The 13,494-nt window shown below is 69.6% G+C and carries 11 protein-coding genes and 1 tRNA gene; 2 read left to right on the plus strand and 10 right to left on the minus strand.

The window, feature by feature from the left end; all coding sequences use genetic code 11:
* Positions 1-79: 79 nt before the first annotated feature.
* The 9 genes from rpoB to ABZ920_RS23810 form a co-directional block, all read right to left on the minus strand.
* Entirely contained in the window at positions 80-3,565 is a 3,486-nt protein-coding gene (gene rpoB / locus ABZ920_RS23770) for a DNA-directed RNA polymerase subunit beta (protein ID WP_361508402.1), read from the minus strand.
* 617 nt (positions 3,566-4,182) lie between these two features.
* On the minus strand, positions 4,183-4,569 hold the full coding sequence (gene rplL, locus ABZ920_RS23775; RefSeq protein WP_361508405.1) for a 50S ribosomal protein L7/L12: 387 nt from the start codon (positions 4,567-4,569) through the stop codon (positions 4,183-4,185).
* A 116-nt stretch (positions 4,570-4,685) separates the two neighbouring features.
* Complete coding sequence (gene rplJ / locus ABZ920_RS23780; protein ID WP_361508408.1) at positions 4,686-5,216, minus strand: 50S ribosomal protein L10; 531 nt, start codon at positions 5,214-5,216, stop codon at positions 4,686-4,688.
* Positions 5,217-5,511: 295 nt separating this feature from the next.
* Positions 5,512-6,417, minus strand: coding sequence for a hypothetical protein (locus tag ABZ920_RS23785; protein ID WP_361508411.1), 906 nt, complete (start codon positions 6,415-6,417; stop codon positions 5,512-5,514).
* Positions 6,418-6,556: 139 nt separating this feature from the next.
* Positions 6,557-7,282: a 50S ribosomal protein L1 gene (gene rplA / locus ABZ920_RS23790; protein ID WP_361508414.1), complete on the minus strand. Its 726-nt coding sequence runs from the start codon at positions 7,280-7,282 to the stop codon at positions 6,557-6,559.
* Between the two features lie 100 nt (positions 7,283-7,382).
* Positions 7,383-7,817: a 50S ribosomal protein L11 gene (rplK, locus tag ABZ920_RS23795; RefSeq protein WP_361508417.1), complete on the minus strand. Its 435-nt coding sequence runs from the start codon at positions 7,815-7,817 to the stop codon at positions 7,383-7,385.
* 195 nt (positions 7,818-8,012) lie between these two features.
* Positions 8,013-8,861, minus strand: a complete 849-nt coding sequence (nusG, locus tag ABZ920_RS23800; protein ID WP_361508420.1) for a transcription termination/antitermination protein NusG — start codon at positions 8,859-8,861, stop codon at positions 8,013-8,015.
* An 81-nt stretch (positions 8,862-8,942) separates the two neighbouring features.
* Positions 8,943-9,230 carry a preprotein translocase subunit SecE gene (gene secE / locus ABZ920_RS23805; protein WP_361508423.1) on the minus strand — a complete coding sequence of 96 codons (288 nt, stop codon included), beginning with the start codon at positions 9,228-9,230 and terminating at the stop codon, positions 8,943-8,945.
* 108 nt (positions 9,231-9,338) lie between these two features.
* Positions 9,339-9,411: transfer RNA gene (locus ABZ920_RS23810), tRNA-Trp, on the minus strand.
* 262 nt (positions 9,412-9,673) lie between these two features.
* Here ABZ920_RS23810 and ABZ920_RS23815 point away from each other — a divergent pair.
* Positions 9,674-10,900, plus strand: a complete 1,227-nt coding sequence (locus ABZ920_RS23815; RefSeq protein ID WP_361508426.1) for a pyridoxal phosphate-dependent aminotransferase — start codon at positions 9,674-9,676, stop codon at positions 10,898-10,900.
* Between the two features lie 126 nt (positions 10,901-11,026).
* A complete protein-coding gene (locus tag ABZ920_RS23820) occupies positions 11,027-12,067 on the plus strand; it encodes an adenosine deaminase (RefSeq protein WP_361508428.1) in 1,041 nt (346 codons plus the stop codon).
* Positions 12,068-12,341: 274 nt separating this feature from the next.
* Here the strand turns inward: ABZ920_RS23820 and ABZ920_RS23825 are convergent, their stop codons facing one another.
* On the minus strand, positions 12,342-13,397 hold the full coding sequence (locus ABZ920_RS23825; protein WP_361508431.1) for a UDP-N-acetylmuramate dehydrogenase: 1,056 nt from the start codon (positions 13,395-13,397) through the stop codon (positions 12,342-12,344).
* Between the last annotated feature and the right edge of the window lie 97 nt (positions 13,398-13,494).

Consider the following 13,494-nt stretch of genomic DNA (forward strand, 5'->3'; position numbering starts at 1 on the left):
AGGGTTGTTAAGTCTGTGGTCTGAAACGGGGGCCTGGGGGTCGGCGGGCCCTAAGGGTCTGGGGCCCGCCGGACTCCCGTCAGACCTCTTCGACGCTGCTCGGCTCGCGCCGGGACAGGTCGATGCCGAGCTCCTCCGCCGCGCGGAAGACGTCCTCGTCGGTGTCGCGCATCTCGATGGACATACCGTCGCTGGACAGCACCTCCACGTTCAGGCAGAGGGACTGCATCTCCTTGATGAGCACCTTGAAGGACTCGGGGATGCCGGGCTCGGGGATGTTCTCGCCCTTGACGATGGCCTCGTAGACCTTCACGCGGCCGGTGACGTCGTCGGACTTGATGGTCAGCAGCTCCTGGAGGGCGTAGGCGGCGCCGTAGGCCTCCAGGGCCCACACCTCCATCTCGCCGAACCGCTGGCCACCGAACTGCGCCTTACCACCCAGCGGCTGCTGGGTGATCATCGAGTACGGACCGGTCGAGCGGGCGTGCAGCTTGTCGTCGACCAGGTGGTGCAGCTTCAGGATGTACATGTAGCCGACCGAGATCGGCTCCGGGAACGGCTCACCCGAGCGGCCGTCGAACAGCCGGGCCTTGCCGGAGGGCAGGACCATGCGCTCGCCGTCGCGGTTCGGGACCGTGTGCTCCAGCAGACCGGCCAGCTCGTCCTCGCGGGCACCGTCGAAGACCGGGGTCGCCACGTTGGTACGCGGGTCGACCCGGTCGGCGCCGATGGCCTGCAGGCGCTGGGCCCACTCGTCGGCCAGGCCGGAGACGTCCCAGCCCTGGCTGGCGAGCCAGCCGAGGTGGATCTCCAGGACCTGTCCCGGGTTCATTCGGGACGGAACACCCAGCGGGTTGAGGATGATGTCGACCGGGGTGCCGTCCTCCAGGAACGGCATGTCCTCGATCGGCAGGATCTTCGAGATGACACCCTTGTTGCCGTGGCGGCCGGCGAGCTTGTCACCGTCGGTGATCTTGCGCTTCTGCGCCACGTAGACGCGGACCAGCTGGTTCACGCCCGGCGGCAGCTCGTCGCCCTCCTCGCGGTCGAAGACGCGCACGCCGATGACCTTGCCGGTCTCGCCGTGCGGCACCTTCAGCGAGGTGTCACGGACCTCACGGGCCTTCTCACCGAAGATCGCGCGCAGCAGCCGCTCCTCCGGGGTCAGCTCCGTCTCGCCCTTCGGGGTCACCTTGCCGACGAGGATGTCGCCGGCGATGACCTCGGCGCCGATGCGGATGATGCCGCGCTCGTCGAGGTCGGCGAGGACCTCCTCGGAGACGTTCGGGATGTCCCGGGTGATCTCCTCGGGGCCGAGCTTGGTGTCACGGGCGTCGACCTCGTGCTCCTCGATGTGGATCGAGGAGAGGACGTCGTCCTGCACGAGGCGCTGCGACAGGATGATCGCGTCCTCGTAGTTGTGGCCCTCCCACGGCATGAACGCCACGAGCAGGTTCTTGCCGAGCGCCATCTCGCCGTTCTGGGTGGCCGGGCCGTCGGCGAGCACCTGGCCCGTGATGACGCGGTCGCCCTCGTTGACGATGACCTTCTGGTTGACCGAGGTGCCCTGGTTGGACCGGGAGAACTTGGCCAGGCGGTACGTGATGTACGTGCCGTCGTCGTTGGCGGTGGTGATGTAGTCCGCGGAGACCTCCTGGACCACACCGTCCTTCTCGGCCTTGACCACGTCGCCGGCGTCGACGGCGGAGCGGTACTCCATGCCGGTGCCGACGAGCGGGGCCTCGGACTTGATCAGCGGCACGGCCTGCCGCATCATGTTCGCGCCCATCAGGGCGCGGTTGGCGTCGTCGTGCTCGAGGAACGGGATCATGGCGGTCGCGACCGACACCATCTGGCGCGGCGAGACGTCCATGTAGTCGACGTCCTCGGGGCTGACGTAGTCGACCTCGCCGCCACGGCGGCGGACCAGGACACGCGCCTCGGCGAACCGCAGTTCGTCATTGAGCGTGGCGTTGGCCTGCGCGATGACGAAGCGGTCCTCCTCGTCGGCCGTCAGGTAGTCGACCTCGTCGGTGACCTGGCCGTTGTCGACCTTGCGGTACGGCGTCTCCACGAAACCGAACGCGTTGACGCGGCCGTAGGAGGCGAGCGAACCGATCAGACCGATGTTCGGGCCTTCCGGCGTCTCGATCGGGCACATGCGGCCGTAGTGCGACGGGTGGACGTCACGGACCTCGAAGCCGGCCCGCTCACGGGACAGACCACCCGGGCCCAGCGCGGACAGACGCCGCTTGTGCGTCAGCCCGGAGAGCGGGTTGTTCTGGTCCATGAACTGGGACAGCTGGCTGGTGCCGAAGAACTCCTTGATGGAGGCGACGACCGGCCGGATGTTGATCAGGGTCTGCGGCGTGATCGCCTCGACGTCCTGGGTGGTCATGCGCTCGCGCACGACGCGCTCCATCCGCGCCAGACCCGTGCGGACCTGGTTCTGGATGAGCTCGCCGACGCTGCGCAGGCGGCGGTTGCCGAAGTGGTCGATGTCGTCGGTCTCGACGACGACCGGCTCGCCGTTGTCGCCGACCGTCTCGGTCTCGCCGGCGTGCAGCTTCACCAGGTACTTGATCGTCGCGATGATGTCCTCGACGGTCAGGATGCCCGCGTCCAGCGGGGTGTCCGTACCCAGCTTCTTGTTGACCTTGTAGCGGCCGACCTTGGCGAGGTCGTAGCGCTTGGGGTTGAAGTAGAGGTTCTCCAGCAGCGTCTGCGCGGCCTCACGCGTGGGGGGCTCGCCCGGGCGCAGCTTGCGGTAGATGTCGAGCAGCGCGTCGTCCTGGCCCTGGGTGTGGTCCTTCTCCAGGGTGGCGCGCATCGACTCGTACTCGCCGAACTCCTCGAGGATCTGCTCGTTGGTCCAGCCGAGCGCCTTCAGCAGGACGGTGACGGACTGCTTGCGCTTGCGGTCGATGCGGACACCGACCATGTCGCGCTTGTCGATCTCCATCTCCAGCCAGGCACCCCGGGACGGGATGATCTTGGCCGAGAAGATGTCCTTGTCGGACGTCTTGTCGATGCTGGAGTCGAAGTACACACCCGGCGAACGGACCAGCTGCGACACCACGACACGCTCGGTGCCGTTGATGACGAAGGTGCCCTTGTTCGTCATGAGCGGGAAGTCGCCCATGAAGACCGTCTGGGACTTGATCTCGCCGGTCTCGTTGTTGGTGAACTCGGCCGTGACGAAGAGCGGGGCGGCGTACGTGAAGTCGCGCTCCTTGCACTCGTCGATGGAGTTCTTCGGGGGCTCGAAGCGGTGGTCGCGGAAGGTCAGCGACATCGACCCGGAGAAGTCCTCGATCGGGGAGATCTCCTCGAAGATCTCCTCGAGGCCGGACTTGGTGGGAACGTCCTGACCGTTCTCGAGAGCCTCCTCGACGCGAGCCTTCCACGCGTCGTTGCCGAGCAGCCAGTCGAAGCTCTCGGTTTGCAGCGCGAGAAGGTTCGGAACCTCGAGGGGCTCCTTGATCTTTGCAAAGGAAATGCGCAGCGGGGCGGTGCTGGCGCCGTTGTTCGTATTCGCGGTCGAGGCAGTGCGCGAGGCGGCCAAGAGGGGGTCCTTCCGAGGGCTCGGACTCACTACGCGCGTACCGTTCCCCCACCGCCGCACTGCGACAGACTGCGTGTGACCTGGCCAGATGCCAGATCAGAGCCGATCCGGTCGACGGTGCTGAAGTGAGGGCATGCCCCTGGTGACGGGCAGGGGACAGCTAACAGGCAGCGCAAAGGGTCAGTGTAGCCAGTTGGCACACTGATGTCCAGTGCGGGTTCTTCGAGACCCCTGTTGTTGTCAACGCCTGCGGCATGCCTGCCCTCAACGCACGGAAATACTGCCCTCTTCGTCGTCGATCCATGCCTCGGATTCGGATCGTCGTGACGACGCGTCCTGAGAATTGCGCGCTGCGTGCGGTTCGTCAAGGCCCCCTTGCCCAACCGGCTGCTGCGCTCGTCACTCGCGGCCCGCCACCGGAGGCGTCGAGGCACGACGATGATCACCATACCTGCCGCCGCCGCCGGCGCAAGGCAGCCACCGCCGACCCCTCAGAACGCCGAAGAGCGACCACCCGGATGGATGATCGCTCTTCGGTGCGTTCGCGTTACAGCCCCGCAGGACTGCGCTCAGCTCGAGGCCGGAGCCACCGGGGCTCCGCCCTCCGGAGCAAGGTCTTACTTGACCTCGACGGAGGCGCCGGCGCCCTCGAGGGACTCCCTGGCCTTGTCCGCGGCCTCCTTGTTGACCTTCTCGAGAACCGGCTTCGGCGCACCGTCGACCAGGTCCTTGGCCTCCTTCAGGCCCAGGGAGGTCAGCTCGCGCACGACCTTGATGACCTGGATCTTCTTGTCGCCGGCGCCGGTGAGGACGACGTCGAACTCGTCCTTCTCCTCGGGGGCCTCGGCGGCCGCGCCACCGGCGGCACCGGCGACGACGACCGGGGCGGCCGCGGCGGCGGTGACGTCGAACTTGTCCTCGAAGGCCTTCACGAACTCGGAGAGCTCGATGAGGGTCATCTCCTCGAACTGGGCAAGCAGCTCGTCCTGGGTGAGCTTCGCCATGATGGCGGTCCTTCCATTCAATCGGCAGGTGCCGGATGTACTGGGTGAGGCGGGCGTACGTCGGCCCGCTGCGACCCTTGCCGCGTCAGACGGCGAGGGTCAGAAAGCGAGCCGAGTTACTCGGCACCGCCCTGCTCTTCGTGCTTGGCGCGCAGCGCGTCCACGGTGCGGACGAGCTTCGACGGCAGCGCCTGGAAGACGGAGGCAGCCTGGGACTGCTTCGCCTTGAAGGCACCGGCCAGCTTGGAGAGCAGAACCTCGCGGGACTCGAGGTCCGCAAGCTTCTTGATCTCGTCGGCGGACAGCGCCTTGCCGTCAAGGACACCGCCCTTGATGACGAGATTCGGGTTGTCCTTGGCGAAGTCACGGAGACCCTTCGCCGACTCCACCGGGTCACCGGTGACGAAGGCGACAGCCGTCGGACCGTTGAACAGGTCGTCCAGCGTCGTGATCCCGGCCTCGTTGGCCGCAATCTTGGTCAGCGTGTTCTTCACCACGGCGTACTGGGCGTTCTCACCGAGCGACCGGCGCAGCGTCTTGAGCTGCGCCACGGTGAGACCGCGGTACTCGGTCAGCACGGCAGCGCTGGAGTTGCGGAACTGCTCCGTCAACTCGGCCACCGCGGCAGCCTTGTCGGGCCTCGCCATAGAGCCTCGGCCTCCTTCCGGGTGATTCTGACCGCGCGGACCCGAAGGAGGACTGGGGAAACGAAACGCCCCGGCGCAGGCGCACGGGGCGGACTCGACCGGCCGCACGCGCGGCGTGGCGCGTGATTCCGGGAGTTCTTCCACAGTCACCTGCGCGGGTCGTCCGCAGTTCAGCGGATCCTTCGGCCACCGCGCCCTCGTTCGAGCGCACGGCAACGACCAGCGGTCTTTGGCTTCGGTAGGAGAGTACGCGAACGGGGCGCGGGCAGGCAAATCCGCTCCGGCCCGGGTCCGCTCAGGGCAGCAGGCCGGCCCCGCCCCCCTGTTCCAGCAGGTCCCCGAAGTCGGCGGTGTCCTCCGCCGGCGGCGCGGGCACGGAGACCTTCACCCCGTAGTCGGTGTAGTGGGCGGTCTGGGTCGTCACGCCCAGGGCCGTCCGCGCCGTGCAGGTCTGCTTGACCAGCAGGTCCCGGTCGTCGACCCAGATGTCGACCGTCTCGGTGGTGACCCCGGCCTGGGTGAGCTGCGCCTTCAGCCGCTTCAGCTGGCCCGCGGGCAGGTGGGAGGTCCGGGTGACCAGGTCGGCGACCTTCACCGTGCCCGCGTAGTGCGTGGTGTGCTCGCCCCGCACCGTGGCCTCGCCGGCCTTCCTGACGTCCCCGGAGGCCAGCAGCAGCTTCACCGACTGGTTCGGAGTGGCGTTGCGCAGCTGGTCCTGCAGGTAGGCGCCGGAGCCCCCGCCGAGGCCGGCGAGGTCGGCGTACCCGTACCGGAGCCAGTGCTTGCCGCCGGCCCGCCGGGCGAACGGTTCGCCGAGGCGCGCGTAGTAGGCGTCCGGCAGGTACCGCGCCCGCATCGACGTGCTGCCGACCCGGCGCATGGTGTCCGCCATGCTGCCGCCGGTGTACGTGATGGTGAGCGCGCCGGTCAGGCCCCGGCCCCAGGACACGGTCCCGCCCGCCGTCATGGACACCAGCGTGCCGATGCCGGTCGTCAGCTCGACCCTGGCGGAGTCGGCCCGGTCCGTGGACCGGTCGGCGGAGCGCAGGGCCGCCAGGTCGGCGGGGCTGACGCGCTGGGCGCCCCCTGAGGCCCCGCCGGCGTGCGCGCCGGGCCCGGCGGGCCCGCACGCGGCCGCGCCCGTCAGCGCGGCAACCACCGCGATCGGCGCCGTCACGCGGCGCGCGGTCGTGCTCGTCATCGAGAATCCCCCTGTGCGACGGCCGTGTTCCGCACGCTAGCGCGGCGCACCGACAGCGGGTGGGGAAGTGCGGAAAGGGGACGGGCCCCGCACCTGGAGCAGGTGCGGGGCCCGTCGCCGACTGGGCGAGCCGTCAGGCTCAGACCGCGGCCGGGTCCTCCTCGACGAGGAGGTTGCGGGTGCGGTTCGGGTCGACCGGGACGCCGGGGCCCATCGTGGTGCTGATGGCGGCCTTCTTGATGTAGCGGCCCTTGGCGGCGGACGGCTTCAGACGGAGGATCTCCTCCAGCGCGGCGCCGTAGTTCTCCACCAGCTTGTCGTCCTCGAACGACGTCTTGCCGATGATGAAGTGCAGGTTCGAGTGCTTGTCGACGCGGAACTCGATCTTGCCGCCCTTGATGTCGGTGACGGCCTTGGCGACGTCCGGGGTGACGGTCCCGGTCTTCGGGTTCGGCATCAGACCACGCGGGCCGAGGACGCGGCCGAGGCGGCCGACCTTGCCCATGAGGTCCGGGGTGGCGACGACGGCGTCGAAGTCCAGACGGCCCTTCGACACCTCGTCGATCAGCTCGTCGGCGCCGACGATGTCGGCGCCCGCGGCACGCGCGGCCTCGGCACGGTCGCCGGTCGCGAAGACCAGGACCCGGGCGGTCTTGCCGGTGCCGTGCGGGAGGTTCACGGTGCCGCGGACCATCTGGTCGGCCTTGCGCGGGTCGACACCCAGACGGAAGGCGACCTCGACGGTGCCGTCGAACTTGGTCGTGGAGGTCTCCTTGGCGAGACGGACGGCCTCGAGCGGGGCGTACAGCTTCTCCCGGTCGACCTTGGCGTCCGCAGCGCGGAGAGCCTTGCTGCGCTTGCTCACAACTGCTCCTGTGTGTTCTGAAAGGAGTCGTGGTACGGGCCGAGCAGGCCCTTCCACGGGCGGCAGCGTCGGCTGCCGCGATGTTCTACGGAGGTGGGGTTCAGCCCTCGACGGTGACGCCCATGGACCGGGCGGTACCGGCGATGATCTTCGCGGCGGCGTCCAGGTCGTTGGCGTTGAGGTCGGCCAGCTTGGTCTGGGCGATCTCGCGGACCTGCGCCTCAGTGATCTTGGCGACCTTGGTCTTGTGCGGCTCGCCGGAGCCCTTCTCGATGCCCGCGGCCTTGAGGATCATCTTCGCGGCCGGCGGCGTCTTCGTGATGAAGGTGAAGGAGCGGTCCTCGTAGACCGTGATCTCCACCGGGATGACCCAACCACGCTGCGACTCGGTCGCGGCGTTGTAGGCCTTGCAGAACTCCATGATGTTGACGCCGTGCTGACCCAGCGCCGGGCCGACCGGCGGAGCCGGGTTGGCGGCGCCGGCCTGGATCTGGAGCTTGATGAGCCCCGTGACCTTCTTCTTCTTGGGAGGCATGTGCTCTCTCCGGGTCCTAGTGAGAGTGATCCGCCCCCATCCACCTGCCAGACCGTCCGCAATCGAACGGAACATCCGGATGGAGGCATACCGCACAACGATAACGGGTATCCCTGCGCGGCCAAAAACCGAGCAGGTCAGACCGGCTTCGACAACCGGACTGACCTGCTCGGAACTGGTCGGTGGAGAAGAACCTCAGTTCTTCTGGATCTGGTCGAAGGAGAGCTCGACCGGCGTCTCGCGGCCGAAGATCTCCACCAGGCCCTTGACCTTCTTCGAGTCGGGGTTGATCTCGTTGATGGTCGCCTGCAGCGTGGCGAACGGGCCGTCGGTGACGGTGACCGAGTCGCCGACCTCGAAGTCCAGCACCTGGACCTCGACCTTGCGCTGCGGCGCCGGCTTGCCCTCGGCCTCGGCGGCCTCGCGGGCGGCCTTCTCCTCCGCCTCCGGGGCGAGCATCTTGACGATCTCGTCCAGGGACAGCGGGTAGGGGTCGTAGGCGTTGCCGACGAAGCCGGTCACGCCGGGCGTGTTGCGGACGACGCCCCAGGACTCGTTCGTCAGGTCCATGCGGACGAGCACGTAACCGGGCAGCTTGTTCTGCCGGACGGTCTTGCGCTCGCCGTTCTTGATCTGGACGATCTCTTCCTCGGGCACCTCGGCCTGGTAGATGAAGTCCTCGACGTTCAGCGAGACGGCGCGCTGCTCCAGGTTGGCCTTCACGCGCTTCTCGTAACCGGCGTAGGTGTGGATCACGTACCACTCGCCGGGCAGGGTGCGCAGTTCCTCGCGGAGCTTGGTGACCGGGTCCACCTCGGCCTCCGGCTCGCTCTCGGCGCCCTCGCCCTCGCCGGCCTCGTCCTCGCCGGCTTCGTCCTCGCCGGCCTCGTCCTCGACGTGGACGGCGGCCTGCTCGGCCGGCTCGCCCGCGGCGGCTTCGACAGCCTCGGCCTCGTCGACCTCGTCCGCGCCCTCGACGATGTCGAGCTCGTCATCCACGGACTCGGTCGGCTCGATGGCGTCGTTCAGGTTCGGGTCAGACACGGTGGCTGCTTCTTCCTGGATACATAGGGGTGGAACATGCGAAAAGGGGCGCCGGGATCCACGGCGCCCTTCGCTCTTGGCTCAGCCGAAAACGTACTTGGCCGCGTGGTCGAGCCCATAGTCAATCACGGTCACCAGAGCGATCATGATGACAACGAAGAAGATCACCACGGTGGTGTACGACGTCATCTGCTGACGCGTCGGCCAGACGACCTTGCGGAGTTCCGCGATGATCTGACGGTAGAAGAGGGCAAGGCGCTTCAGCGGGCCCTTCTTGGCGCGCTTACCACCCTTGCGGCCCTTCCTCTTGGACTCCGGCACCTCGTCCTGGGCATCAGGCGTGTCGATGGAGCCCACGGCGTCCGTCATTCGTCCTCACCTGGTCCCGGGTCGTGGCCGTGCCGCGCCCGGTCGGAGCCGCACGGCGGTGCATTGCTGTACGTACACGCGCACACATCCTGGTGAAGGTGTGTGTAGCAGGGCCGGAGGGACTTGAACCCCCAACCGCTGGTTTTGGAGACCAGTGCTCTACCAATTGAGCTACGACCCTTTGTGTGTCCCCCAACGTACCGCATCCGCCCGGGTGCTCGGCGTGCACCTGCTGCGGCGGCGGCTGCTGAAGGCCAACGAGGTGTGAGTGTACGTGCTCCGACGCCGGGCGTCGAACAGAAAGTGCCCGTCGGGACCGTGCGAGGCGCGGATCGTCCTGGCGGGAGCCCCGATCCGGACGGGTGTTCCACGTTCTGCCCCTTCCTGTTCATTCCGTGAAACCCGTGTGCCGCATGCGTTTCCGGTCTGAAACGATGGACGGCATGAGCGCTGCAACCCCTCCCACCGAGCGCCGGGTCTCCGCCCGAGTCGGCGCGATCTCCGAGTCCGCCACCCTCGCCGTGGACGCCAAGGCCAAGGCCCTCAAGGCCGCCGGGCGTCCGGTGATCGGCTTCGGCGCCGGTGAGCCCGACTTCCCGACCCCGGACTACATCGTCGAGGCCGCGGTCGAGGCCTGCAGGAACCCCAAGTACCACCGCTACACGCCGGCCGGCGGCCTGCCCGAGCTGAAGTCCGCGATCGCCGCGAAGACGCTGCGCGACTCCGGCTGGGAGCCCGACACCGCGCAGATCCTGGTCACCAACGGCGGCAAGCAGGCCATCTACGAGGCCTTCGCCGCCATCCTCGACCCCGGTGACGAGGTCATCGTGCCGGCGCCGTACTGGACGACCTACCCGGAGTCGATCCGCCTGGCCGGCGGTGTGCCAGTGGAGGTCGTCGCCGACGAGACCACCGGCTACCGCGTCAGCGTGGAGCAGCTGGAGGCCGCCCGCACGGAGAAGACGAAGGTGGTGCTCTTCGTCTCGCCGTCCAACCCGACCGGCGCGGTCTACTCCGTGGCCGAGACGGAGGCCATCGGCCGCTGGGCCCTGGAGCACGGCCTGTGGGTGCTCACCGACGAGATCTACGAGCACCTCGTCTACGGCGACGCCGTCTCGGTGTCCCTGCCGGCCGTCCTGCCCGAGCTGCGCGACAAGTGCATCGTGGTCAACGGCGTCGCCAAGACGTACGCCATGACCGGCTGGCGCGTGGGCTGGGTCATCGGCCCGAAGGACGTGGTGAAGGCCGCGACGAACCTGCAGTCCCACGCCACGTCCAACGTGTCGAACGTCGCACAGGTGGCCGCCCTGGCCGCGGTCTCCGGCGGTCTGGAGGCGGTCGCGACGATGCGCGAGGCCTTCGACCGGCGGCGCAGGACCATCGTGCGGATGCTCAACGAGATCGACGGCGTGGTCTGCCCGGAGCCGGAGGGCGCCTTCTACGCGTACCCGTCGGTGAAGGCGCTGATCGGCAAGGAGATCCGCGGCAGGCGGCCGCAGAACTCCGTGGAGCTGGCCGCGCTCATCCTGGAGGAGGCCGAGGTCGCCGTCGTCCCCGGTGAGGCGTTCGGCACCCCGGGCTACCTGCGGCTGTCCTACGCCCTCGGCGACGAGGACCTGGTCGAGGGCGTGAGCCGGATCCAGAAGCTGCTGGCGGAGGCCCGGGACTGAGTTTCCCGGCCGCACACAGGAACGGGCCGCCTCCCCGTGGGGAGGCGGCCCGTTCCTGTGTGCGAGCAAGACCACGAAAGGGGAAACGGCTACCGGGACACCCGGGACGTGCGGCAGGATCCTTGGATGGAGCGTGTACGTGATCTCTCTGAGCTGCCGAAAGCCCATCTCCACCTGCACTTCACCGGGTCGATGCGGCCCGCCACCCTGCTGGAACTGGCCGACAAGTACGGCGTGCGGCTGCCCGAGGCCCTGACCGAGGCGCTGGTCGGCGGCGAGCCCCCGCGGCTGCGGGCGACGGACGAGCGGGGCTGGTTCCGCTTCCAGCGCCTGTACGACGCCGCGCGCTCGTGCCTGAGGGAGCCGGAGGACATCCGGCGGCTGGTGCGGGAGGCGGCCGAGGAGGATCTGAAGGACGGCTCGGGCTGGCTGGAGATCCAGGTGGACCCGACGTCGTACGCACCCCGGCTGGGCGGGCTGATCCCGGCGATGGAGGTCATCCTCGACGCGGTCGACGAGGCCTCGTGGGAGACGGGCCTCGGCATGCGGGTCCTGGTCGCCGCCAACCGCATGAAGCACCCCCTGGACGCCCGCACGCTGGCCCGCCTCGCCGTGCGCTACCGGGACCGCGGCGTGGTCGGGTTCGGCCTCTCCAACGACGAGCGCCGCGGCATGGCCCGCGACTTCGACCGGGCCTTCGCCATCGCCCGGGAGGGCGGGCTCCTCGCGGCTCCGCACGGGGGCGAGCTGACGGGCCCGGCCTCGGTCCGCGACTGCCTGGACGACCTGCGCGCCACCAGGGTCGGTCACGGGGTGCGTGCGGCGGAGGACGAGCGGCTGATGCGCCGCCTCGCGGACCGGGGGGTCACCTGCGAGGTCTGCCCGGCGTCGAACGTGGCGCTCGGCGTGTACGAGAAGCCGGAGGACGTCCCGCTGCGGACGCTGTTCGAGGCGGGGGTGCCGATGGCCCTGGGCGCGGACGACCCCCTGCTGTTCGGCTCCCGGCTGGCGGCCCAGTACGAGATCGCCCGCCGCCACCACGGCTTCACGGACGAGGAGCTGGCCGAACTGGCCCGCCAGTCGATCCGCGCCTCGGCCGCCCCGGAGGACGTGCGCACGAAGCTCCTGTCGGGAGTCGACGACTGGCTGGCCGGGCCGGTCGCCTGACGGCCGGGGCGGAGCGCTGCCGCGGGCGGGGCGGTCGCCTGACGGCCGGGCGGGGGCGGCTAGCGGGGGCAGGACGGTCGCCTGACGGCCCGGGCGGGGACGCTGCCGCGGACAGGGCGGTCGCCTGACGGCCGGGGCGGAGCGCTGCCACGGGCGGGGCCTGACCGGCCGGGCGGGGACGCTACCGGGGGCAGGGCGGTCGCCTGACGGCCCGGGCGGGGGCGCCGCCGCGGACAGGGCGGACCGGGAGGACCGGCAGGCGGAACGCCGGTGGTCAGAGGCTCACCCCGACCGTCACCGGCTCGTTCACCAGCGTGATGCCGAAGGCCTCGCGGACCCCCGCCACGACCTCCCGGGCCAGCGCCAGCAGGTCCTCCGTGGTCGCCTCGCCCCGGTTGGTCAGCGCGAGGGTGTGCTTGGTGGAGATGCGGGCCGGGCCGGTTCCGTAGCCCTTGGTGAACCCGGCCTTGTCGATCAGCCAGGCCGCCGAGGTCTTGGTGTGCCCCTCCCCCGCCGGGTACGCGGGCGGCTCGACGCCGGCCCCGAGCCGCTCCCGCACGCGTGTGCGGAACGCGGTGAACTCCCCGTCCGTGAGGATCGGGTTGGTGAAGAAGGACCCCGCCGACCAGGTGTCGTGGTCCTCGGGGTCGAGGACCATGCCCTTGCCGGCGCGCAGCTTCAGCACGGTGTCCCGGGCGGTGGCGAGCGGCACGCGGTCGCCCGCCTCCACGCCGAGGACCCGGGCCGTCTCGGCGTACTTGATCGGCGCGGAGAGGCCGTCCGCGTCCTCCAGCAGGAAGCGGACCCGCAGGACCACGTACCGCTCGGGGTCGGCCTTGAAGCGGCTGTGGCGGTAGGAGAACGCGCACTCCTCGTTGGTGAGCGTCACCGTCCGGCCGGCCCGGCGGTCGTAGGCGACGACCTCGGTGATGGTCGAGGAGACCTCCTGGCCGTACGCGCCGACGTTCTGGATCGGCGTGGCGCCCGCGGAGCCGGGGATGCCGGACAGGCACTCGACACCGGCGAGGCCCGCCTCGACCGTGCGGGCGACGGCGTCGGTCCACACCTCGCCGGCGGCCAGTTCCAGCGTCGTGCCGGTGAGGGCGAAGCCGCGGGTGGCGATGCGCAGGGCGGTGCCGTCGAAGCCCTTGTCGCCGATCACCAGGTTCGAGCCGCCGCCGATGACCAGCAGCGGCGTGCCGGCGGCGTCGGCCTCGCGGACGGCGTCGATCACCTCGGCGTCGGTGGTCGCGGTGATCAGCCGGGTCGCGGGGCCGCCGAGCCGGAAGGTGGTCAGCGGGGCCAGGGGCGCGTCGTGGAGTTCCTGCACGCGCCCAAGACTACGAGACGGCACGGACGGCACCGCCCTCAAGACGTGCCCGGTGCGGCTGCCGCCGAGCAGCGGCCGTCGCCGGGACCGGTCAGGG

Source organism: Streptomyces sp. NPDC046831 (assembly GCF_040645305.1).
Lineage (GTDB): Bacteria > Actinomycetota > Actinomycetes > Streptomycetales > Streptomycetaceae > Streptomyces.

What these genes read in the sequence shown, in the direction of transcription:
- secE (WP_361508423.1), bottom strand. Translation starts at nt 9,230, where the DNA reads ATGACGGACGCCGTGGGCTCCATCGACACGCCTGATGCCCAGGACGAG.
- rplL (WP_361508405.1), bottom strand. Translation starts at nt 4,569, where the DNA reads ATGGCGAAGCTCACCCAGGACGAGCTGCTTGCCCAGTTCGAGGAGATG.
- ABZ920_RS23815 (WP_361508426.1), top strand. Translation starts at nt 9,674, where the DNA reads ATGAGCGCTGCAACCCCTCCCACCGAGCGCCGGGTCTCCGCCCGAGTC.
- rplK (WP_361508417.1), bottom strand. Translation starts at nt 7,817, where the DNA reads ATGCCTCCCAAGAAGAAGAAGGTCACGGGGCTCATCAAGCTCCAGATC.
- rplJ (WP_361508408.1), bottom strand. Translation starts at nt 5,216, where the DNA reads ATGGCGAGGCCCGACAAGGCTGCCGCGGTGGCCGAGTTGACGGAGCAG.
- ABZ920_RS23820 (WP_361508428.1), top strand. Translation starts at nt 11,027, where the DNA reads ATGGAGCGTGTACGTGATCTCTCTGAGCTGCCGAAAGCCCATCTCCAC.
- ABZ920_RS23785 (WP_361508411.1), bottom strand. Translation starts at nt 6,417, where the DNA reads ATGACGAGCACGACCGCGCGCCGCGTGACGGCGCCGATCGCGGTGGTT.